This window comes from Oceanicoccus sp. KOV_DT_Chl (assembly GCF_900120175.1).
Taxonomy (GTDB): Bacteria; Pseudomonadota; Gammaproteobacteria; order Pseudomonadales; family Dasaniaceae; genus Oceanicoccus.
The window spans coordinates 666,414-689,203 of record NZ_FQLF01000002.1 but is presented as its reverse complement, the minus strand read 5'-3'; the positions used below and the strand labels follow the sequence as shown (position 1 = coordinate 689,203).

Genomic DNA, 22,790 nt, shown 5'->3' with positions numbered 1-22,790 from the left:
TAATGAGAAGGGTCCTTCATGGTGATGGTAGGTCACACTGACGACAACTTCTCTCTCGAGGAATCAGTAATGTTGCATGTACAAAAAAATATAATCGCACTGTTAGTTCTACTACTACTTCCACTGTCCAGCATGGCTGCTGTTGTTAGTGGTGAGATCTTTGCTGTGGATGGTGATGGCGCGGGTGGTAGTAATGATCTTTCTATTTCCTGGGTAGAATTCTCCGCTGCTGCATCGGGTCAGGTGACTATAGATATTACAGCGGGTTTCGATTCGCAAATCATGTTGCTACAAGGTGGTGCAGAACTCGACTCCAGCTATTATGGCGATTCGCTTTCTTACAATGTATTAGCCGGTAACGATTATTTAATCGCAATTGGACAAGTGCTGTTTTTTGATAACCATGCAGTGAATGGGTTTCAGGATATAGCTTTTTTATCGGGTACTGGCGAATGGTCGGTGACGATTAGCGACAACGTTCAAATTATCTCTGAAGTACCCGTGCCTGCGGCACTGCCGTTATTCTTTTCTGCGCTAATGGGGTTGGTTGCAATTCGTCGCAAGCAAGCCTGAGTCGCAACATTTTAGTCCGTCTCCCCGAGAGTTGAATTTACGCTCTCGGTTTCTATGTTTTTTCTGCTTTGAATCCCCAGCCTAATCCAAGTAAGCTGCTGCAACGTAGCCGCTAGTGTCGTGGTTATTTTTTTGGTTTTTTTTACTGGATAGTAAAACAGCATAGAGGTGGTGAGAGTGAGCGTATTCGATTTATTGAGTGGCAGTAAAAAGTCGGTCATGCCGAGTAAAGATCAGGCACTGCCAGGCCGTGATGAGCGGATGCCTGTGCCAGCTAAGCACCACGTGAATACCAACCCTATGCGCGGACCGTTACCAGCCGGATTTGAGCAGGCGATGTTCGGTATGGGCTGCTTCTGGGGGGCTGAGCGTAAATTTTGGCAATCAGAAGGGGTCTATACTACGGCGGTGGGGTATGCGGCTGGCTTTACTCCCAACCCCAGTTATCAGGAAGTCTGTTCCGGTATGACCGGCCATAATGAAGTAGTGTTAGTTGTTTTTAATCCGAGTGCAATTAGCTATGAACAGTTGCTGACCATTTTCTGGGAAAGTCACAACCCTACCCAAGGTATGCGTCAGGGTAATGATAGTGGTACTCAGTATCGCTCAGGAATTTATTACTTTGGCGATGCCCAACGAAAGTTGGCTGAAGAAAGCAGGGTGAAATTTCAACAGCGTTTAACGACAGCGGGGTTTGATGCGATAACTACCGAGATCATTGCCGCCCCAGAATTTTATTATGCCGAAGAGTATCACCAGCAATATCTGGCCAAAAACCCTGGTGGTTATTGTGGTTTGGGTGGCACGGGTGTGAGTTGTAGCTAAATATAAATCATCGCGTGTTAGTGGCAGGATGTGTTGCTGTTCCGGTTTACGAATAGAGCTTTGCCACCAGCGTAGTTAACGCATTTTCTACTTTTAAGATGCGCTCCCCTAAATGAATACCTTCAAACCCTATTGCCAATAATTTTTCTGCTTCATATTCGGTAAAGCCGCCCTCGGGGCCAATGGCCAATGTCACCGCTTCATCGAGTTGATGCGGACAATGTTGACCGGTAGCGGGGTGGGCCAGCAGTGCTTTTGTGCCCTTTATTATGGCGGGTAACTCATCTTCTACAAACGGTTTAAATCGTGGTTTAAATGCAATGCCAGGTAGTACGGTATCCTTGCTTTGCTGCAAGCCATCGATTAAATATTGACGTACTTTGTCTTCATTAATCGCCGGGCTTTGCCAAAAACTTTTTTCTACTTTATAGCTATTAATAATGATTAGTTGCGTTACCCCCAGTTCTGCAACCGTGCGGAAAATACGCCGAATCATTTTCGGGCGTGGCAGGGCGAGAATAATAGTGAGTGGCAATTTCACCGGAGGCGTTTGGTACAGGTCTACCGCTAAAGTAACGGCATGTTGATCGATTGCCTCGATAATACCGCTACCGATTAGACCATTTAGCTCGCCGACTTTAACGCTATCGCCGACCTGTGAGCCATGAATATTTAAAATTTGGTGATGGCGCTGGTCGCGCAACACAATGGTATTGTTAGTCGTTTTGTCCGCATCGGTAAACAGGATTACGTTCACAGTTCATCTCACTCGTCATCTTCGTACACTGGCTCGGCCCATAAATCATATTCATCAGCGTCAGTGATAGTGACCAGTAGAGCGTCACCGGCGAAGGTGTCAGTAAAACCGTCCAGATAAACTTTGCCATCAATTTCCGGAGCATCGGCATAGCAGCGACCAATCGCGCCTTGCTCATCGACTTCGTCGATTAATACTTCCATTTGTTGGCCGATACGTTGTTGCAAGCGCTGGGCGGAAATGCGCTGCTGGGTTTCCATAAAGCGTTCCCAGCGTTGCTGTTGAATGTCTTCCGGCACATGATCAGGTAAGGCATTGGCGGTAGCACCTTCTACCGGTGAATATTTAAAACAACCAACGCGGTCCAGTTGCGCTTGCTCTAACCAATCCAAAAGCAATTGAAAATCTTCTTCGGTTTCACCGGGAAAGCCAACTACAAAGGTTGAGCGAATCACCAGCTCGGGACAAATTTCTCGCCAGGCTTTGATGCGCTCTAACACTTTTTCCTGGTTGCCAGGGCGTTTCATCAGTTTAAGAATTTTAGGGCTGGCGTGTTGAAATGGAATATCCAGGTACGGCAGAATTTTACCTGCCGCCATTAACGGAATCACTTTATCCACATGCGGGTAGGGGTAAACATAGTGCAATCGCACCCACACGCCGAGCTCGCCCAAGGCTACAGCCAAATCCTGCATGCGGGTTTCAAGGGCCTTGCCCTCAACAAAATCCAGTTTGTACTTTACATCAACGCCGTAAGCGCTGGTGTCTTGGGAAATAACTAACAGTTCTCTCGTGCCGCTGGCGACCAGTTGCTTGGCTTCGGCAACCACATCTGCAATTGGTCGGCTAACCAGGTCGCCACGCATGGCAGGGATAATGCAAAACGTGCAGCGATGGTTACAGCCCTCTGAAATTTTCAAATAACTGTAATGCGGCGGCGTGAGTTTAATGCCCGCCGTTTGCAATAAGTCGGGATAGGGTTTGTGGTCTTTGTCTTGGGTCGGGGAATAAACTCATGCACAGCCCCCATCACGCTATCGTAATCGGCGGGACCGGAAATGCTCAATACATTGGGGTTGGCCGCTTTGATGGCTTCAGCGTCTGCGCCTTTTCCCATACAGCCAGTCACAATCACCTTGCCGTTTTCTTTCATCGCCTCGGCGATCGCATCCATGGATTCCTGTTTGGCAGAGTCGATAAAGCCACAGGTGTTAACTACCACTACATCGGCGCCATCGTAGTCGGGGCTGATTTCGTAGCCGTCGAGTTTCAGTTGGGTGAGGATGCGCTCGGAGTCTACTAAAGCTTTGGGGCATCCGAGGGAGATAAAACCGACTTTTTGATTGATTTGATTCTTTTGCATGGAAGTTTCGAGAATTGAATAATAACGTCTGATTGTACAGCACTAGTAGTCCATCAACTAATTATCTGTAGATGTTATTACTGAAATATTTAGAAGAAATCTGTAGTATTGCTGCATTCAAAATCACTAATAATAAGATTTAATTCAATGGAGTATTACTTTCATGAGGGGCCTATTTGTACGTTCTTGCTGTTATTTGTTCATTTCTTTCTCGGTTTTTCTAACACCTGCTTGTGGCGGTGGCGGTGGCGGTGGCGGAGGTAGTTCAGCTCCTTCTTTAATGCTCGAGAGCACGATACCAGAAGATAACGCAGATGATGTGGCATTGAATATGCCTTTGAGCGCAAATTTTAACCAGAATGTTTCTTCAGCTGGGCTAAGCGGCAAAATCACTCTTGTCAGTGACCATGGTGACATCAATACAGCCATCAGTGTTAGTGGTTCTACAGTGACTATACAGCCATCAGATATCTTGAGTTTTTTAACTTCTTATACCGTAGTGATAGATAAATCGATCGGAGCAGGCTCATCTACCCTTGGTGATGATGTGACTTGGAGTTTTAGAACCAAGGACCGAAGCTGGAGCGCTGCAAGCGAAATTGCTAATAGCAATGTCTATACTAATTCTTGGGCGCCAGGGCCGGGTGAAGACCCAAGTATCTGCTTTGATCCAAATGGCAATGCTATTTCTACATGGAGGCAGTACTCTGATACTGGCCAAAATGTTTGGGCTGCTTTTTATGATGTCGACTTAGGTTGGGAGGATGCTGTACTCATCGAGTCAAACCCTCCTGGTAATGTTCATCGACCTGTAATTGCGTGTGATGATAATAGTAATATTTATGTGGTCTGGTCACATAATGGCACAATTTATTTAAATCAATATATTGCAAATATTGGATGGAAGGGCGAACAGACTTTGGCTTCTATTGCAGCGGGTTCAAGTTTGCCTCAAATTGCTATTGATAATTACGGCAAGGTAATTCTTACTTGGTCAAACTCTATAGGGGTGGGTATTACAACTTATTCTCCTCAAACTGACAGTGATAGTTCTGAATGGGTTGTTACCCCTGCTCCCGACAGTATTTACCGTTCTAAATTGGCAATTGACTCATTTAATAATTCTTTGGTGATTTGGACTGAAGATGATGGCTCTGGTAATGACCTTCTCTGGGGGAGCCGTAAACAAAATGGTTCAGGTTGGGAGACTCCTAGTCAATTGAGTGTTGATGCCGTTTCAGTTTATGAAATGAATTTAGTGGTTAATAGTCAAGGTGATGCATTGGTAACTTGGGGGCAATGGAACGGTAGTAATCACTCCTCAGCCTATAATCAATATACTGTCGGCGTCGGTTGGGGGGCGCCTCAACAAAGCCCGGTAGGTAATCATTCTGATTTGGCTATTGATAAAAGTGATAATGTAATTGCAGTTTCCAATGGCTTCAGTGGATATAAATTCTCGTTTGATTCTGGGTGGGCTTCAATTGGTAGGCCTGAAGGTGGGTTTATTCCTTATTATGATGATGCACAAGTGGCTTTTGATGATAATGGCAATGCTATCGCCGTAGCAGCAGCTTTTGATTCTGGAGTAACGAGTTTTATTGCTGTTCGATATATTCCGAGTGAGGGTTGGTTAGCTCCAGTTGTGATTGAGGAGTCCGAGCTAGAAGGCAATTCTGAGATGCAAATTGCCTTTGATAGTGAAGGGCGGGCATTAACTGTTTGGATGCAAGATAAAGGGAATTATATTGGTACTGCTAGTGTTTATTCTGTAAGAAGTAGTCGTTTGGAGTAAAGTGTCTTTATCTGCTTTTATTAGCTTACCTTTTTAAGCCTCGCCGATGCGGGGTTTTTTTACAAGTTGTATAAGGTTCTATGCTTTGGGATAGCTGAGGCTAACGAAACTTGCACTGCTACTATTAGAGTTTGAGCTACCGCTAGCGTCATCCCCTTCCTTTATCTCTAAATCGTTAGTCGTACATCAAATAAATATTTGCGCAGGTTGTACGCTAATGTTGCTTTATGGGCTTGGTGACAGGGATTTACTGGCCTTTAATTCATCCCGTTTATTCTGGAGTAGGCGTATCGGAAAGCAATAATCATTAATCTAAATACAAATCATTATCATTTAGTTGAAGATTTACATTTAGTGTGTACAATAGCGCTCTTTCAATCATCAGAGATAGAAAGAGTGCTTATGAACTACAGCAAATTATTGAGCGTCGCAATTATGTCGGCGCTGGCTGCTGGTAACAGTGTTGCCGACCCTGCCAGGAAAAAGCCGCTAGAAGAATTAGTGATTACCGGGATTGCGGCGCTGAATTGCCGTTGTCATCGATTCCTGGTGCCGCTCAGGTGATCGGCCAGCAAGAGATATTGGAGCAGCTGAGTATTTCCCATGATATCGCCGACATGATGGCGAATCTGGTGCCGGCTTATTCCCCCAGTAACCAGTTGGCATCCAACTTTGGTCAAACCTTTCGCGGTAAAAAAGCGGTGGTCTTGATCGACGGCGTGTTGCAAACCACCCCGATTCGTAATGCTTCCAGAGAGTTTATGACTATCGCGCCAGAAGCGCTGGAGACCGTTGAAATTATCCACGGCAGTTCAGCCTTGTACGGCAATGGTTATGCCGGTGGGGTGGTTAACTTTGTGACGCGTAAAGCCAGCGATACCACTGAGGCATGGTCATCGGTAGAAGCGAATTTCCAGCCGGATGGCAATAGCGATACCTTTGGTTGGGGTGTTAATCAGGGTTTCAGCGGGCCACTAGGTAGTAGCTGGAATTACGTGGCTAATTTCAATTACAAAGACACCGGCAAATTTGTCGATGCTGATGGCGATATCCTGCCCGAAGATCAAAGTGGCCAGGGTGGTTACGCCAACGGCGATCAATACGATATTTTGTTAAAGCTGGGTTATCGCGGTGAGCGTGACACCGTCGACATGACCTTACACAGTTACGAGATGAATAACGGTCTGACCTATGAGCGAATGATTGATCCGGTTACCGGTTTTACGGTGATTGATACCAGCAGTCCTTATACCGGCAAAGATCCCTCCAATGAAGTTGGCTCTTTTACGGTTAAATGGATTCGCGAGCAGGTGTTAGGTCAAACCTTTACCTTGCAAGCATCGGTGGGTGATAACACCTATAACTACGCGACCACCTTGGTTGAATCCAAAAAATATAAATTGGTACCGCAATTGGTTTATCAAAGTGATGACGAACGTTTGCGGGTTATTTACGGCATTGATTTCGAACAAGATAACACCACGCAAAAACAGCGCGATAACAGTAGCTGCTGGATTTGTGATGTGACTAAAACGCAGACCTCGCCGTTTGCACAAGTCTGGTATCAGGTAATGCCTGAGTTGGAAGTGCAGTTGGGGGTGCGTCATGAAAGCTATAACTACGATGTGCCGAGCTATCTTTCGGTGCGTGGTCCGCTTTCCGGTCAAACCATTGAAGGTGGTGATTTGGATTACAGCGAGACGACTTTCAACGGCGGCCTGGTCTATCACCTGACCGATAATATCGACTTATTTGGTGGTTACTCCGAAGGGTATGCGGTGGATGATCTGCGCCGCTTACGTGGCCCGGTAGAAGACTCGGTGGCCGGTATGAAGCAATACTTGCCTGCTACCAAGTCACATAATATCGAAGTGGGTGTTCGCGGCCAAACTGAAAGTGTTAACTACAGTGTCGCGTTGTTCCAGACCCGCACCGATGATGCGGCGCACTATGGTCAAACTTCTGATGGCGCTTATCCTTTGGAGTTCCTGATTTACGCGGATGAAGAAATCTACGGTATCGAAGCGACTCTGGATTATGCAATCAACGATAACTGGACCGTGGGTGGCACTTACGCCTACTCGGAAGGCGAGTACGACGACGAAGTGGGCAGCACCGATCGCCCGCTGAACGGCACCCGTATCACTCCGGAGAAACTCACAGCGTATATCGCAACGCAGATAACGCCTGCCTTGTCTTCACGTTTGCAAGTACTCAGTGTCAGCGATCGGGATGAGTTTGATGAGTTGGATACGGGTGGCTATTACTATTACGAGTCACCCATCGAAGGCTATACCACTGTTGATGCGTTGCTGAGTTACGATTTGCAGCAAAAGCGTTGGGGTACTGTAAGTTTATCAGCGCGCAATTTACTCAATAAAGATTACTCGCCAGCGTCCTCGCAGGTGAATCAGGAAAATGCGCGCACCTCAGTGGCGACTGCTTATCGTGCGCAAGGTCGTGCATTAAGCCTGAAGTGGAGTATTGACTATTGAGTACTGCACGCTGGCGACAATGGCATAAAGTACTCGGCCTGTCGCTGGGCGTGTGGTTGCTGCTCATCGCATTCAGCGGTGGGTTCTGGTGTTCAAAGAGAACCTCATTGAGCTGAATTTACCGGCGGTTAGTGCTGAGTCGGGTAATGGTTCCGAGTACAGTATCGATCGCTTATCCAGCGGTTTGCAGCAGCTATTGCAGCATCACTCAATGGAGGATGTGTACTACATTAAAACGCCAACACAGGGCCGGGATTATTGGTGGCTGGCCACGCGCAGTGATGAGATTTTTCTTTACGATGTCAATGGCGCGCCGGTTGCGGACCACTGGCTGATGTTGCCGGTGTTATATTGGTTGGGTGAATTTCATACCGAGCTTTTATTGCACGATGGAGGTACTACGCTGCTGACCTTGTTGGGCATTGGCTGTTTGATTTTAATGCTGGCGGGGCTAATCAGTTGGTGGCCAGGACGCAGCGGTTTTCGGCTTAGCCATTTGTGGGCGATGTCTGCAAGGCGTGGGCCGGCATTGCGACAGCATCGCGCGGTGGCGATTATTTGTTTGCCGTTATTACTGTTGTCGGTACTGACCGGCGCCGGTATGAGCGTGCAAAGTGCAATAGGTTTTTTTATTGAAACTACATCGGTGGCAGCGCCAGAACCAGAACCGACGGCAACAGTAGCAACGTTGGAGTTTGAACTATCGCAATTGGACGCATTATTACAGTCTGCCCAGCAGCGATTGCCCGATAGCCAAATCACCATGTTGTCATTGCCCACCGCTGCCAAGCCGTACTTAGGTATGCGACTGCGTGCGGCGGATGAATGGCATGTTAATGGCAAGACCAATATGATGATTGATATTGCCAGCGGTGCGATAAAAATTAAAGATGTAAAAGATGCATCAGCGGGACGCAAAATCCTCAATACTTTTTATCCGCTTCACTCCAGTTATGGTTTGCCAGGGCTTTATAAAGCTCTGGTAGTCATTACCGGTGTGCTGACCGTGTTGTTGGGAGTGTTGGGTTTGCTGGCTTGGTTGCGGCGGCGTGGTGGGATGTTGAATTAGAAATTATAGAGTTTATCTATGGGGCTAACTTATCGCCCCCGTCACGTTGTCGTAACCGGGGTGGTCAGAAATACTCAGCATATTCAGGTTAGTTGCCTTGGTTGCTTCGGCACCCGCGCCTTTGCCCATGCAGTCAGTGACAATCACCTTGCCATTTTCTCTCATTGCTTCCGAAACCGGACCCATAGATTGCTGCTTGGCCGAGTATAGAAAACCGCAGGTATTAACCGTCGCATCAGCGCCATTGTAATCGGGATTTATTTCATAACCATCGAGAGGGCGGTGATTGGTTTATAAAATGGAGAGCATTCTGTTACTAATTCATAAATTATAGGGGATTATAGTACATACGCTCTATACCAGGTTTTGCATCTTCTACTCTTCATATATAATTCTTGGTTATTAAACCTTAATATAATAAACATAAAGGGAGCACTATCGTGTTTACAAGACTCATACTTTTGGCAACTATTGCAGTGTTAATGTCGGTGCCTGCACATTCTTCTGCTGTATACCAAGACTATGTATTTTCTTTAAATAGTTATGTTATAGATAGTGTTGCTGATGGTGTGAGTGAGCAGTCTACAGTTATTGAATACTTTGATTTTGATTATTTTGACGCATCTTTAGGTCGGCTCGATTCAGTGATTCTTGATTTTGATCTAACCATCTCAACATTGATTGGTGCTGATAGTGATGAGTCACAGGATCCTTTTAACAACGTGTTATTTTATCATTCTAGAATAGTTAAAATGAATTTAGGTACGGATGTCCCCCAGTCTCCATTTATTCCTCCGGGTTATCTTCCTCCAGATACGGATCAGCTCATTAAAAATACTCGGACACTTTCAGGTTTTGCTGCGCATTCTTGTGATCCATGTGGGTACGAGATGAATCTTACGGGCTTCTCCCACCCTTCGCCTGGAAGTGACCAGTCATCTTTTAGTAGTATTCTATCTGAGCGTGAAGATATTATTTTATTTATAGGGGATGGATCTTTTCAGGGGCGTAATATGCTCGCTATAGAGGCTGAGGTCAGCAACTTGCTTCAGTTAAATACAGGTTACAGTTTTGTCGACAGTACCTTCGAAGGCTCTGTTGGTTTAACGTATAATTATTCGGCTGTGCCCGTTCCTGCTGCATTTTGGTTGTTCAGCTCAGCTTTGATTGGGTTGGCTGGCCTCAAGCGCAAGAAGTAAATCGAAAAGCTAAACCATTAAGGCCCCAATGTTGAGGATGTTTTTTTACATCACCACTTTATTGGGGACTTTTTTTGATTTTACCAATGGATTTTGGCCTGTTGAGCGAATACGTCTTACGTGCAGCAAGGCGACCAGTCATATCGCTTAAGCGGTAGCGGTAGCGGTAGCTGTTGCTTGCTCTTGGCTGGCCAAATACTCCTCATAAGTGCCCTGGAAATCATGCAGTTGATGATCTTTGATTTCAATCACGCGGGTGGCGAGTGATGACACAAATTCGCGGTCGTGGCTGACGAAAATCAACGTGCCATCGTAATGTTCCAGCGCCAGGTTTAGCGCTTCAATCGATTCCATATCCAGGTGGTTGGTGGGTTCATCCATGATCAGGATATTGGGATCCTGCATCATCAGTTTGCCGAATAGCAGTCGATTTTTTCACCACCGGAACACACTTTTGCCTGTTTTTTGAAATCGTCGGCGCTGAATAATAAGCGGCCCAAGGTAGCGCGTACAATTAAGTCGTCATGGCTGCTGTTACGCCATTGGCTCATCCAGTCAAATAAATTCAAATCACATTCAAAGTCGGCAGTGCTGTCTTGTGCACAGTAGCCCAAGCTGGCATTTTCTGACCACTTTACTACGCCGTGTTCGGCTTTCAGTTCATTCATCAGGCAGCGCAGCAAGGTGGTTTTACCGGCACCGTTTTCACCGATAACCGCCAAGCGGGCGCCGGCGTCCAAAATTAAATTGCCGTTTTTAAATAAAGTTTCGCCATCAAAACCGTGGCCGAGGTTTTCCAGTATCAATGCCTGACGGTGTAATTTTTTATCCTGTTTGAAACGGATAAAGGGGCTGACCCGGCTAGAGGCTTTGATATCTTCCAGTTTTATTTTGGTGATTTGTTTGGCGCGCGATGTCGCCTGTTTTGCTTTTGAAGCGTTGGCAGAAAAACGGCTAACGAATTGTTGTAGCTCGGAAATTTGCGCGCTCTTTTTCGCATTTTCATTTTGCAGGCGCTCGCGGGCTTGAGTCGACGCCATCATGAAATCATCGTAGTTGCCGGGGTAAACCCGCAGTTCGCCGTAATCAATATCGGCCATATGGGTACAGACAGCATTCAAAAAGTGGCGATCGTGAGAGATGATTATCATGGTGCTGTCGCGGGCGTTGAGGACACTTTCCAGCCAGCGAATGGTATTGATGTCGAGGTTGTTGGTCGGTTCGTCTAATAATAAAATATCGGGGTTGGCGAACAGTGCTTGCGCCAACAATACTCGTAATTTCCAGCCGGGAGCCACTTCGCTCATCGGGCCATAATGCAAGTCCTGATCGATACCGGCTTGCAATAATATTTCACCGGCGCGGCTTTCGGCGCTGTAGCCATCCAGCTCGGCAAATACAGTTTCCAGTTCGGCGACTTTCATGCCGTCTTCTTCTGACATTTCTGGCATGGCATAGATGCGGTCGCGCTCTTGCTTGATTTCAGACAGGCGCACATCGCCCATGATGACCGTGTCGATAACCGAATATTTTTCAAAGGCATATTGGTCCTGGCTCAGGGTACCAATAGTGTCGCCAGGGCTGTAGGCGACGTTGCCAGCGGTCGGCACCAGCTCACCGCTAAGGATTTTCATAAAGGTGGATTTACCACAGCCATTGGCCCCTATCAGGCCGTAGCGATTGCCACCGCCAAATTTTGCAGAGATGTTTTCAAACAGCGGCTTGGGCCAAATTGCATGGTGATATTAGCGGTAGTAATCAAGAATAGAGTCCTGCGAATTAACGAGTGTATGGCTGAGCTATTGAACTAGAGAGATAGCGGCTGAAAAATGAGGCTGTGTACCACGAGTTTAGTGCGGAAGTAAGAACCTGTTTAAGCGGGCCGCACTATAAAGATTTATGGTGCAAATGTCGAGGGCGATTGTTCAATAATTACTCGTTTCGGGGGTGTTAGGTCAACACTAAACGCGCTATAAAAGGCTATTGTTGAGTAGCAGGGTGTTATTCCTGTTGCTCATTATCACGCAAACGCTCCAGCCTCGCTTGCTCCTCGGCATAGACCGCTTTGATTTCCAATAATACGGCATCGACATCGGCAGCCTGATTGTCGTCGGCGAAAAGGCCGGTGAGTTCAACCCCGGGGTGTAAGTCGCCGTCCTCATAGAGTGCCCAGATTTCTTTGTCGAAGCGTGTGTTAAGTAAATCAGGGGCAAACAAGCCGTAGTACTCGGTCATATTGCGGACATCACGGGCCAACATGGATTCGGCGTGGTTATTAGCGGCAGCATCTACGGCCTGGGGTAGATCAATAATCACTGGGCCATAGTCATCAACCAATACGTTGAATTCTGAGAGGTCACCATGTACCAGGCCTGTACACAGCATCAGCTTGACGTAATGCATCATGGTGGCGTGATCTTCCCGTGCTTGTTCGGCAGTCATAGAGACATCATTGAGTCGGGGTGCCACCCGCCCCTCATCGTCAGTAACCAGCTCCATTAACAGTACACCATCAAAACAACCATAAGGTTGCGGCACGCGCACACCAGCGGCGGCCAAGCGATACAAGGCGTCGACTTCAGCGTTTTGCCACACTTCTTCCTGCTGCTTGCGGCCGTATTTGGAGCCCTTTTCCATCGCTCTGGCGCGGCGGGAGTTGCGCACCTTGCGACCTTCCTGATATTGCACTGCTTGCTTGAAGCTGCGTTTTGCTGCTTCTTTGTAAACTTTGGCGCAACGAATTTCATCGCCGCAGCGCACGGTGTAAACCGTTGCTTCTTTACCGCTCATCAGTTGTTGGATAACTTCATCGACCAGACCATCTTCGATCAGGGGGAGGATTCGCTTGGGGGGCTTCATGGTGTCCTTAAAGGTGGTCGGTGAATGATTATTATGATTAGTGGTGAGATAAACCAAGTCACAGTATAGCTTATTGGTTTGCGGCGCTGCTAATGTTGATGCATGCCGTTTTTTTATTGCGACAATATAGGGAGGGTAGACGGCATCGTGCGATTGGCGAGCTTGCAATCGGCGCAACGGGTGGTTACATTAGCGCTGGTATTAATTTTCTTCGCCATTTATTGATGTAACCCTTTCACTCTATGTTTACGCGTATCCATCACCATATGCAGTTGCTGAGCCGGTTAGCGCCAGCGTTGGTGCTATGGATATTAGTTGTGCAGTGGAGCTTTGGTGCTCATGCCGCTGAAGTATTGGATGGTGAACATTTTCACTCGCTTAATTGTATTAGCTGTGTTGCCGAACATAATCTGAATGTTACGGTTACGCTGCAACCGGCTTTTTCCTTTTGTGATGGCTATATTGCTTTACCCGGTATAGTTGCGGGAGAGTACTGCGCCACCGTAATCACACAGCAATCGATTCGCGCCCCACCTGTCCCTAAGTATTAACAATTTCAACTTTCGCGGTAGCTCTACTGGCTATCGTTGGTTAATGATCTTAGGAAAACATCATGAAAAATTTATTTTCACAGGCATGCAGCCTGTTGTTATGCGTGGGGCCGTGGTCTCAAACGGCGTTATTCGCTGAGTCCCAACCCGCTCTGGAGCATGTATTGGTGTCGGTGCCACTGCATCGCACCGAAGCAGAAACCGCTTTGCCCGTAACCATTTTAACCGGTGCTGAACTACAGCAACGAGTCGCTGGCACGATCGGCGAAACATTGAACTACGCCCCGGGTTTAAGCAGCTCCAGTTTTGGTCCTGCCGTAGGCCAACCCGTAATTCGTGGACAACAGGGCGCGCGGGTAACGGTGTTGTCGAACAGTACCAGTAGTGCTGACGCTTCAAATATCAGTGCTGATCATGCGGTCAGTGTGGAGCCGGTATTAGCGGAATCGATAGAAGTACTACGTGGTCCATCAACGCTGTTATATGGCGGCGGGGCGATTGGCGGAGTAGTGAATGTAATAGATCAGCGTATACCGGTGGCTGTTCCTGAAGCTGTTACTGGCGCAATGGAGCTGCGTCACGGTTCGGTAAATGATGAAAACACGGCGGTATTTAAGGTGCTGACAGGCAGCGACAATATTGCGTTTTATGTGGACGGTATGTATCGGGATAGCAATGATCTGGAAATTTCTGGTGCGGCACATGCCGATGCTGAGCATGATGCTGATGAAGTCACTGGTTTTATCGCTAATACTGATGCTCAAACTCACGCGTTTACTTCGGGTGCAAGTTATATTTTTGAGAATGGATTTATTGGTATTGCGGTTAGCCGGTTAAAAAACCAGTACGGTATTCCTGCGGGGGCGCATGAACATGAGCATGAAGATGAGCATGAAGATGAGTATGAGGAAGAAGAAACTGTGCGTATCGATTTGGAGCAAACTCGATATGATCTGCGCGCAGATTATCATCCGCAATCTACGTTAATTGATCAGCTACGTTGGTACTCTACCTATAGCGATTATAAACACGATGAATTGGAAGGGGGAGAGGTAGGAACTCGCTGGCGCAATGACAGTTGGGAAAATCGAGTGGAGGTATTACATCAACCCGTTGCTGGATGGCATGGGGTGGTTGGGCTGCAAACCAAAAATACAGATTTTTCTGCGGTGGGTGATGAAAGTTATATTCCGGAAACCACGATTAAAAATTATGGTTTTTTTATGGTTGAGGATTTTCATCGCGGTGATTGGCTGTATGAATTGGGCGCGCGGGTGGATTACGAAAAGTTATCGCCAGAAGGTGAGGCGGAGCAATCTTTTAACAGTGTGAGTTTGTCAGCATCTGCTTTATGGCAAATAAGCACACAATGGAGCCTTGGGGTTGCACTGTCTCAATCGGAGCGTGCGCCGGTCGTAGAAGAGTTATATTCCAACAGCGCGAATATGTTAGGAGGTTATATCGAGCATGTTGCCACTGGATCGATTGAGGTGGGTGATGCACAGTTACAGCGTGAGCAGGCCAATAACATTGACCTTACATTGAATTATAAAATCCGCTGTGATAGATGCGTACTTAACATTGTTCTATAACGATTTTCAGGATTATGTTTTTTTACAAAATACGGGAACGGAACAAGGCGAAACACCGGTGTTGCAATATGCACAAGAAAACGCCGAGTTTACCGGCGCAGAATTTGAGGTGGAGTTGAGTTTGGGGAAGTGTGGGGCGGTATGCTGTCGCTGGAGTTGTTTGGTGATGCTATTAGTGGTGAACTGGATCGCGCCGGTGATGTGCCGCGTTTACCACCGCGGCGTATCGGTAGCCGGATTAACTTTGAGCAGGGCAATCTATCGAGTTATATTGCGTTTGTTAATGCTGCTGATCAGAATAATCCCGGTGAGAATGAAGAGGAAACTGATGGCTACCAACGCTGGGATGCCGGGCTGCAATATCAGCTAGACTTGTCAGCAGGTCGAGACGCATTAGTTTTTTTACGGGCGAAAAATATTAGCGATGAAGAAATTCGAAATGCCAGTTCTTATTTACGTGATATTGCACCAGAGGCGGGGCGATCTCTTGAGCTAGGCCTGCGTGTGAGTTTTTGAGTGTTTTATCGTGGCAGAGGGGAGTACTATTGAAGCCTGATGGCTATTCCCCTAGGCATAACTTAGTGAAATAATGCGGGGCAGTTAGTTATTAGCCCGTTTTAAAAAACTGTTAGTCAGTTGTGCGGGAGAAAATTAATAAGCCACTCTATAGGATTGATCATTGAGAAAGCTTAACCATGCCGTTAGACGCGATGAAATTGCAGCCGCCGCGGCCGAATTTATTGCCTATAAGGGCTTGGAGGCTTTAACCACACGGGCTCTGGCAGCTTCCATGGGATGCACTATCGGTGTGCTGTCCCATTATTTTTCCAATAAAAACCAGATTATTCTGGCTGCCTTTAACTGGGCAGATTCCCGTATAGATCAGCGCATCGCGGAAGCGGTCAGTGATCAGCTGTCCATAGATGATTTTCTACCGGTGATAAGAGCAGCGTTACCCTTTGATGTTGAAACGGATATGCATTGGCGGGTGCGGTTTGCACTGTATGCGAGTACGTTAATTAATGTTGATGAATTGCAAGAGCAGCAGGAAAAAATGCAGTATTTAAGAGTCTGGATTACCGAGCTGATTCAGGGTCTGCAAGATAATAATGAAATCCGTGCTGATGTCTCAGCTGAAGATGTTGCTAGTGTGATTTTTGATTTAATTATTGGTGCTGCACAAAATTTATTGCATGTGCCGATGGCTAAGCGCGAAGCGCAGGCCGCGCCTATCTTCAAGTTGTTAGAAACTTTACGGGTTTGAAAAATACTCTTAATGCCACCCTGATGCCGTCCCCCTTTTCGAAAAAGTAAAGTCAAAAAAAATCCCCGCACCAGGCGGGGATTATAACGACGTTAGCGTTTAGCGATTATTAGTATCCGAAATGGCTCTAACATCACGCTGCTGGATAGGAATGTCTGGCGTACAGTCGGCATCGCCACCGAAGCAATAACGTGGCTTGGAAATAAAGCTACGCGATACATTGGCATTGTGATGACGGCTGTAAAGATCTAACCGGTAAGTCTGTCCTGCGTTTAGGTCAACACAGCCAACAGGTTTCCAGCTGGCGCCATAACCAACCTCGGTAATACGCTGCTTGTTGATCCAGGTCGAGGAACAGCTGTTCCAGCCTGGAACTATAGCGGTACCGGTGGTGCCGTTGTCCTTGCTGAAGCAGTAGCGTCCTGTAGTGGGTGCAGTAAATTCAGCGGATAGCTGTGCCTCCCATGAACGGTTGTTGCTACTACTGCTAAAGCCAGGTGACCAGTTGAAGTTACTCGCATGGTATTTATGATTGGTGGACTCATAATCCCAGCCGGCTTTAATATTTTGCTGCCGCTCGGGTCCGACTCTCATTTCGTTCCAGTCATCCGCCTTGTTACAGTTGCCGTCGGCGAAAAAGCCATCGCCAAAGCCCATGTCATCAATGCGAGCATACATGCCGTTAAAGTGATTGATATCGGGATCAGTACAGTTACTGATGCCGTCTCCATCACTATCTTGCGACGCACAGTTGCCGTAAATCGCGGTGGCAAAATTCTGACCGTCATTAGGCGCTGCAAATCCGCGGTGCGGAAGAAGTCATTCATAAATACGCCATAAGGATCAAGCTTGGCAATTTGCGCATTGAAGGTGGCTCGATCAGCGGCATTACGCGCTTTAATGGACGGGTGAGAAAATACCCACTCATCATTTTTGCCCCAGTGCGGATTAAAGTTGTAGTTGTCGGCAAGGTGGCTAATGATTTCGTGGTATGGCGCATCGATAAAGTTATCGAAGGTTTCCTGGTTGATGTCGTAGCCCCAGAACTCAACAAATTCCAAATGAACCATGGGGTCGCCTTGGTTTAGGCCCTGGCGCACATGGTTGCCGGAAATCAGCGTACCATCATCAGCGCGGTCAAAGCGCATAATGGTGCCGATCAATGGCTGACAGATGCCGTCGCGGTTGTAGACAGAGTTGAGGTACTGGACCGCGCCCTGAATTTCACTCATCGGCATGCCGCCTTCATATTCCAACTGCGAAAAGCCTTTTTGTTTGGCAAAGACTCTGCTGTCCAGCGTAATCATACGGTGGGCGTATCCAGTCATATCGGTACTGCGGCTGGTGACGTTAGCATTTTCCGAGCTGTAATTATCGGTTGTGACCAACGGTGGATCATTCAGGTATTTACTGATGCGAGTTGCTGCGGTACTGCAGCGGGTGCCCATATTACAGATACCGGATTGAATGGTGGGTACCGCAAAGGCTGACTCTATACCACTGAGGTCCGGTGTGAATAAACGGTTTTGGGCGGTTGGGCTGGTGAGCGGGTCGGTGGTGCGATTACCGCAAAGGTAGTACACCAGATCATTACCGGGTACCAACTAAGGAACACATAATCACATTGACCAACAGCGGCTTCAACACCGCCATCGGCGACAAAGGTGGCTTCATCCATGGTCAGGACTTGCACGTTCATGCGGAACTGCGGCTCCAGTTTTAAACGAATGCGAGCAACGTAACCTAATAATCCCAAGTTGGCTTTTAACGCTTTCCAGAGGTTGGGGTCGGATTGCCCAGTACTCGCCTCGGTATACGTGGTTAAATCACCATCTGCACCAATCACATCCAGGCCTACTACATAGTTGGAGATTGTGGCGGAACCGTTACGTGATGAACCGTGCGCACCGGTAGCCACCGCGCCACCGATAGAGATACCACCATATCCGGTTGCGGCCAGGCCCCAGGCATAACCTTGCTGGTGCAAGTGCTCGCCCAGCTCGTCCATTTCGACACCGGCTTCAAATTCAACGGTGGCGCTGTGGCTTTCAAAAGGTTCAATGGGGCCAATGTCTTTCAGGTTTTTAGAGCGAACTACTTCAGCGTCGCCGTCACCACAAATAATGCTAGTGGCGGAGTGGCTGCTGCCAGCGGGTTTGACGCGCTTGCCAGAGCTGACAATGGTTCGAATGGTTTGTTGTAATTCCGAAACGGTATCCGGTTCATGGATGGTAGTGGGTTCGCATACCATACCCTGTGTGTAATAGGCCATCACGGTTGTGCCTTTATCGGCACAGTCCTCAGGACAGTTGCTGGCGTTTTCAAACTCATCTGCCTGGCAGTCGCCGTTACGGCAATGCCATGCATTGGTATTGAGCGCCCCCATGCGTCATTGCATTGCTGAGCACTGCCCGGCAAGCTAAATGCACTGGCCATCACAGCACCGAGTACTGTGGCCAAAAACTTTTTTTGAATCATCGTCGTGCTCTCCAAGGGTTAGTTATTGTTTTTTCCCCAACGGTGACAGGAATCAATGTCCGTATTGTTCACACCACCAGGGTGCAGCATTAACCAATAAGAATTGGCCGTTTTTACTTTTTTATACACTAAGAGTGCAGTGTTTATTCGTGTGCAAACGAAGTGTTGATGGTTGAGGTTAGCGTCATTTTTATTGTATTGGAATCATAAAGCAGAGCTGTTATTGAGGATGATTTTGATTAAAAAAAACGGGTTTTTCCTTATCTCATGGAGAGTGTCCGATTGGTAACTTAATCGTAGGTTTTTCGGACACGGTGACGGTAATCCCATAGTATTTTGTCCGAAAATAAATTGCTAAAATACATTAAATTTTGTTCATTAATGGTGAGTTGATAGTTAAATCTAAAATCAGGAGCGGTAGTGGCTAGGGTAATTCCCCGTCCATTTGTGAAACGCTTTTCTGAAACTGCCAGTATCGTTGTAACCAGTAAGCGCGGCTATCTGCTGTATATTGAGATCGCTTTTCTTCAAGTAGTCGAGGGCGATTTCTTTACAGGCAGAATGTTTTATTTGTCGATAGCTGCTCTCTTCTTGCAGTAATTTTCTGCGTAGCGTGCGCACATCAATGGATAACCACTGGGCGATGGTTTCCATGCTGGGTTGTTGGTCCCAATGGGTCAGCATCAAGTGCTTTACTTTACTGGTGAATACTTTTTCATTATTGATGGCGTGTAATAATTTTTCACAGATAGCTTCACAAGCCAGCGCAGTCGTTGAATCGGCGTTGGGTAATTTGACGCCTAGTACCAGAGTATCAAAAACAATTTCATTGAAGGGCGCATCGAATACAACTTTGCAGCCGAAGGCCTGTTCGTATTGCTGGCGATAGCCCGGGTCAGCGTAGTCAAAGCGGATTTCGAATAGCTGGTTGTCGGTGCCCAGTAGTGAATTGTTAAAACCGAAAAAACCAGATAAAAATTGCTCTATATAAAGTATGCGAGTAGGTCCTTTAGGCAGGCTGTCGCTAATGCGGGTGACGCCGTGATCCTGCTCAATGGTCATCGATATGCCAATGTGACTACCAAGGATGATCTTGTGAAATTTTAGTGCGAGGTTAACAGCCTCAATATCCGTCGATGAACACATCATGGCGTAGCCTAAGGCACCGTAAATTCCCAAATTGTATGAGCGACCTAGCTGCAGCCCCAAGTCTGCTATGTTCGAGTGTTGTCGCGCGTTGTGAAATACCTGAATTAAATCCGCGAAGGGGACAATCTGGCTACAGCTACGGTCTACATTCAGTTGATCTGACGAGACCGACGTGTGAGTGAGTAAAGTGGGTATTTCAAAATCCATTAGTGCCAGTTGGTTGACCACTGAGGTCACCATATACAGTGGGATTATCCCTTTTACTGTCGATGTAATATTGGTGGTATCCACGGCTAACCTATTCAACGAGCGATTGATTGTTATTTTGTGTGCCCTAATACGAGGCTGCGCTGCCTCCATTGGAGCGGTTTATAAAGTCGCCAGGTTCGAGTGAGTGAATGAAAGCATATCGGAAAAATTATATCAATTGTTATGTATGTTTTGGTGCAGTGGTTTGAGCTGAATTATCACCTTCTAAATTAGTCTCTTCAGAGTGCTCTTTCCTATAGGTAACGTCTGATTACATAGGCTTTGATGTTTTTTTGGCATGCAGCTAGATGAGAGCTTGAAGACGGTAAAATTAGCTGGATGTGCCCGTTCTTTCTTCCTAAGGGATGTGGTGCTGAGACTGCGGATGGTTGCCAATGCAATAATCTGAAACAGCACCCGGCAGAGGGTTGCAATGGGTAGAAGAAGTGGTTTTAGGCTGATAGCTGTCGAAGCCAGTTTACCGTTGGTTGGTTATAATGGTCAGGGGGTAGAGCAAAATTTGCAAACTGTTGGTCCGACCCCGTAATGTGCCGCGGAGAATTATGACGTTAGCTGTGCTTTGGGTCGAACTGTCATCACCTTTAAGGTTTTAATGATGGCTTGGGTCGGCCCATGTCAGTTACGAACACCTTAGCGGAAATATCCAGGGTTTGGGTAACGCTGGTTAAGATGGCGGTCAAACCCCAGCCATAAGCCAGAAGGCCAATATAGAAAAGCGGCATTGAGTATAAAGAAGGGAATTAATGACGCGTCGTAGTAACCACCAATGGCAAAACCTAGTAAAATAAACATACTGATAGCCGCCGATGGTCTGGTGCACAAGCCCAATAGCAAGCCAACAGCTGATAATATTTCGCCGAAAGTTATTACCCAGGCTACGAGGATATAAAGTGGAATTCCAAAGTGCTGCAGGAACAGGGAAGCAAATGCATCTGGCGGCATCTCTGTCAGTCTATCAAGAAAAATATCTTTTAGAATGTCACTGGTGAGCCAATCTTTGTTAATTTTATTAATGCCTGCTGCGAGCCAAAAAATGCCAAACAATGTTCTAAGTAGAAGGTGGGTGTTAATACCGAAAAACAATACCGGGTGTGATTTTATCCACGACCAGGTCCAGACTTGTTGGTATTCCCTTGCGGCTAAACTCATTGGCTATCCCCTTTAGTTTGGGCATTAATCTGCTCCAGTGAATCCCATAGCGGCAACCGTTGGCAGTAGCCAAGTTGTTCACCGCTACTATTGTCTAACCAGGATTGTTCAACCCTATCAATCGTGTGCTCACCAAATTCGAGTCGCCCGGGTTCTAATATTATTCGAGCCTGTAAAATTTCTTGCTCAGCCCATTGGTTTTCAGTAACCACATAGCGGTAAACGGGCCGGGTATGACCTTTTGCTGCAAGAGTTGCTTCACTGAAATTTTTTACAAACCATTCCCAGATGGTGGAGACTTGAGACCAAAACGTTCTGGTTTGAATGTGATAGAGCGTAAAAGTACCTGAGCCGGGTATGCTCTCATAATTTGGTATGACTTCACCGTGTTCGCAAAGCACAATGATTTCACACATCGTGCAGACCTCGCCGAAACGCCCCATCAAAAAATAATCTTTATACTTTGGGTCATTTACCTGCGCTGATACCGGGAAAGCAAATAAAATCAGGCTTAAAGTAAAAATTAGTTTACGGGTGTTCATTGGCTATCCACTCCTCACTTAATTCCCAAAAGCGTTTAGCTGACTCTTCATTTTCGGCAAAGCTGGAGGGTTTTCTTGGTGCGCAATCCTGAAAATACTGGCCACTTAGATCCTCTATGCCCGGCTCAGAAGCGCACCATACCGTCGTTTTTGCGCCTTCATCAGGCTTTAGCATCCAGAATTTTCCAATGGTAAAAAAGAGTTTTTGGATACCACTGGTATCGCCATCCATAGCAAAGTTAGTCGTAACCAGGCGAGGGTTTACTGAATAAGCAGTAATGCCAAACTCCTTGTACCTTTTGGCCATTTCTTTTGCCCAATAAATCGTGCCGAGCTTTACCTCGCAATAAGGGGCGGTGCCATATTTTTTCTGTCGCTGTAAGTCATCCCACGTCATTCCTTTACGTGCGCCCATATGCCCGGCAGAGCTTAAGCAGACAACGCGCGAGGGAGCGTTGGCTTTCAAATAGTCCAGAAGCAAAGAGGTTAACAAAAAAGGGCCGACATGATTAACGCCCAGAACATACTCAAAACCTTGCGGGGTTTCCCGTCGCTCAGAAAGATTTAATCCAGCGTTATTGATGAGCACGTCAAGACGGTCGTACTTTTGTTTAAATTCTTTAACACAGGCGCGAATTGAATTGAAATCGGCTAAATCCAATAGCAGTGTGTCCACTGTGGCATCATATTGATTTGCAATGGCTTGCTTGGCTTGACTGGCTTTTTCTTCATCACGCACGGTGATTATGACCTGAGCACCTTTCTGAGCTAGTTGGCCTGCGGCGGCTAAGCCTATTCCTGAGTTCCCGCCGGTTAGCAAAATAACTTTTCCTGACATTGTAGTATCGACCATAGTTAAA

The 22,790-nt window shown here is 46.9% G+C and carries 21 protein-coding genes and 2 pseudogenes; 11 read left to right on the top strand and 12 right to left on the bottom strand.

The genetic code is table 11. The features are described 5' to 3' along the window. Positions 1 to 69: 69 nt before the first annotated feature. Together UNITIG_RS06900 and msrA are read left to right on the top strand one after the other, a co-directional pair. On the top strand, positions 70 to 573 hold the full coding sequence (locus tag UNITIG_RS06900) for a VPLPA-CTERM sorting domain-containing protein (protein ID WP_101757717.1): 504 nt from the start codon (positions 70 to 72) through the stop codon (positions 571 to 573). Positions 574 to 750: 177 nt separating this feature from the next. After that, on the top strand, positions 751 to 1,398 hold the full coding sequence (gene msrA / locus UNITIG_RS06895; RefSeq protein ID WP_200821214.1) for a peptide-methionine (S)-S-oxide reductase MsrA: 648 nt from the start codon (positions 751 to 753) through the stop codon (positions 1,396 to 1,398). Between the two features lie 46 nt (positions 1,399 to 1,444). On the opposite strand, the gene UNITIG_RS06890 is transcribed toward msrA, so the two are convergent. Together UNITIG_RS06890 and rimO are read right to left on the bottom strand one after the other, a co-directional pair. Beyond that, positions 1,445 to 2,155: a 16S rRNA (uracil(1498)-N(3))-methyltransferase gene (locus tag UNITIG_RS06890; protein ID WP_101757716.1), complete on the bottom strand. Its 711-nt coding sequence runs from the start codon at positions 2,153 to 2,155 to the stop codon at positions 1,445 to 1,447. An 8-nt stretch (positions 2,156 to 2,163) separates the two neighbouring features. Beyond that, a pseudogene (rimO, locus tag UNITIG_RS06885) lies at positions 2,164 to 3,503 on the bottom strand (30S ribosomal protein S12 methylthiotransferase RimO). Between the two features lie 178 nt (positions 3,504 to 3,681). On the opposite strand from rimO, the gene UNITIG_RS06880 reads away from it, so the two are divergent. From UNITIG_RS06880 to UNITIG_RS06870, 4 genes are all read left to right on the top strand, one after another. Further along, on the top strand, positions 3,682 to 5,313 hold the full coding sequence (locus UNITIG_RS06880) for an Ig-like domain-containing protein (protein WP_101757715.1): 1,632 nt from the start codon (positions 3,682 to 3,684) through the stop codon (positions 5,311 to 5,313). A 402-nt stretch (positions 5,314 to 5,715) separates the two neighbouring features. Continuing rightward, positions 5,716 to 5,877, top strand: coding sequence for a hypothetical protein (locus tag UNITIG_RS23055; protein WP_159931112.1), 162 nt, complete (start codon positions 5,716 to 5,718; stop codon positions 5,875 to 5,877). Continuing rightward, positions 5,841 to 7,808 (top strand): TonB-dependent receptor, encoded by a 1,968-nt coding sequence (locus UNITIG_RS06875; RefSeq protein WP_101757714.1) that lies wholly within the window; start codon positions 5,841 to 5,843, stop codon positions 7,806 to 7,808. The genes UNITIG_RS23055 and UNITIG_RS06875 overlap by 37 nt, the downstream gene beginning before the upstream one ends. Before the next feature lie 88 nt (positions 7,809 to 7,896). After that, on the top strand, positions 7,897 to 8,877 hold the full coding sequence (locus UNITIG_RS06870; RefSeq protein WP_145999112.1) for a PepSY-associated TM helix domain-containing protein: 981 nt from the start codon (positions 7,897 to 7,899) through the stop codon (positions 8,875 to 8,877). Between the two features lie 24 nt (positions 8,878 to 8,901). Here the strand turns inward: UNITIG_RS06870 and UNITIG_RS06865 are convergent, their stop codons facing one another. Further along, positions 8,902 to 9,138, bottom strand: a complete 237-nt coding sequence (locus UNITIG_RS06865) for a hypothetical protein (protein WP_101757712.1) — start codon at positions 9,136 to 9,138, stop codon at positions 8,902 to 8,904. A 179-nt stretch (positions 9,139 to 9,317) separates the two neighbouring features. On the opposite strand from UNITIG_RS06865, the gene UNITIG_RS22815 reads away from it, so the two are divergent. Continuing rightward, the gene (locus tag UNITIG_RS22815) at positions 9,318 to 10,076 is read left to right on the top strand and encodes a choice-of-anchor E domain-containing protein (protein ID WP_200821213.1); all 759 of its coding nucleotides are present in this window, start codon (positions 9,318 to 9,320) and stop codon (positions 10,074 to 10,076) included. A 147-nt stretch (positions 10,077 to 10,223) separates the two neighbouring features. Here the strand turns inward: UNITIG_RS22815 and UNITIG_RS06855 are convergent. Beyond that, positions 10,224 to 11,838, bottom strand: a pseudogene (locus tag UNITIG_RS06855) (ABC-F family ATPase). Between the two features lie 239 nt (positions 11,839 to 12,077). Continuing rightward, positions 12,078 to 12,935 carry a PA4780 family RIO1-like protein kinase gene (locus UNITIG_RS06850; protein ID WP_101759210.1) on the bottom strand — a complete coding sequence of 286 codons (858 nt, stop codon included), beginning with the start codon at positions 12,933 to 12,935 and terminating at the stop codon, positions 12,078 to 12,080. Between the two features lie 242 nt (positions 12,936 to 13,177). Between UNITIG_RS06850 and UNITIG_RS06845 the strand changes: the two genes are divergently transcribed. From UNITIG_RS06845 to UNITIG_RS06835, 4 genes are all read left to right on the top strand, one after another. After that, positions 13,178 to 13,486, top strand: coding sequence for a hypothetical protein (locus UNITIG_RS06845; protein ID WP_101757711.1), 309 nt, complete (start codon positions 13,178 to 13,180; stop codon positions 13,484 to 13,486). 62 nt (positions 13,487 to 13,548) lie between these two features. Beyond that, complete coding sequence (locus tag UNITIG_RS06840) at positions 13,549 to 15,078, top strand: TonB-dependent receptor (RefSeq protein ID WP_235015298.1); 1,530 nt, start codon at positions 13,549 to 13,551, stop codon at positions 15,076 to 15,078. A 141-nt stretch (positions 15,079 to 15,219) separates the two neighbouring features. Further along, a complete protein-coding gene (locus UNITIG_RS24140) occupies positions 15,220 to 15,594 on the top strand; it encodes a TonB-dependent receptor (protein WP_235015297.1) in 375 nt (124 codons plus the stop codon). 163 nt (positions 15,595 to 15,757) lie between these two features. Next, positions 15,758 to 16,342, top strand: coding sequence for a TetR/AcrR family transcriptional regulator (locus UNITIG_RS06835; RefSeq protein WP_101757710.1), 585 nt, complete (start codon positions 15,758 to 15,760; stop codon positions 16,340 to 16,342). 99 nt (positions 16,343 to 16,441) lie between these two features. Here the strand turns inward: UNITIG_RS06835 and UNITIG_RS06830 are convergent, their stop codons facing one another. From UNITIG_RS06830 to UNITIG_RS06800, 7 genes are all read right to left on the bottom strand, one after another. Next, positions 16,442 to 16,936: a hypothetical protein gene (locus UNITIG_RS06830; protein ID WP_101757709.1), complete on the bottom strand. Its 495-nt coding sequence runs from the start codon at positions 16,934 to 16,936 to the stop codon at positions 16,442 to 16,444. After that, positions 16,933 to 17,925 (bottom strand): D-arabinono-1,4-lactone oxidase, encoded by a 993-nt coding sequence (locus UNITIG_RS06825; RefSeq protein WP_145999111.1) that lies wholly within the window; start codon positions 17,923 to 17,925, stop codon positions 16,933 to 16,935. The genes UNITIG_RS06830 and UNITIG_RS06825 overlap by 4 nt, the downstream gene beginning before the upstream one ends. After that, a complete protein-coding gene (locus tag UNITIG_RS06820; protein WP_101757707.1) occupies positions 17,835 to 18,728 on the bottom strand; it encodes an FAD-binding protein in 894 nt (297 codons plus the stop codon). The genes UNITIG_RS06825 and UNITIG_RS06820 overlap by 91 nt, the downstream gene beginning before the upstream one ends. Before the next feature lie 500 nt (positions 18,729 to 19,228). Further along, positions 19,229 to 20,260 carry an AraC family transcriptional regulator gene (locus UNITIG_RS06815; protein ID WP_159931111.1) on the bottom strand — a complete coding sequence of 344 codons (1,032 nt, stop codon included), beginning with the start codon at positions 20,258 to 20,260 and terminating at the stop codon, positions 19,229 to 19,231. A 609-nt stretch (positions 20,261 to 20,869) separates the two neighbouring features. Beyond that, positions 20,870 to 21,388, bottom strand: coding sequence for a DoxX family protein (locus tag UNITIG_RS06810; RefSeq protein WP_101757705.1), 519 nt, complete (start codon positions 21,386 to 21,388; stop codon positions 20,870 to 20,872). After that, positions 21,385 to 21,930, bottom strand: a complete 546-nt coding sequence (locus UNITIG_RS06805; protein WP_101757704.1) for a hypothetical protein — start codon at positions 21,928 to 21,930, stop codon at positions 21,385 to 21,387. Before UNITIG_RS06805 ends, UNITIG_RS06810 begins: the two co-directional genes overlap by 4 nt. Continuing rightward, a complete protein-coding gene (locus tag UNITIG_RS06800) occupies positions 21,917 to 22,783 on the bottom strand; it encodes an SDR family NAD(P)-dependent oxidoreductase (RefSeq protein WP_101757703.1) in 867 nt (288 codons plus the stop codon). Before UNITIG_RS06800 ends, UNITIG_RS06805 begins: the two co-directional genes overlap by 14 nt. Between the last annotated feature and the right edge of the window lie 7 nt (positions 22,784 to 22,790).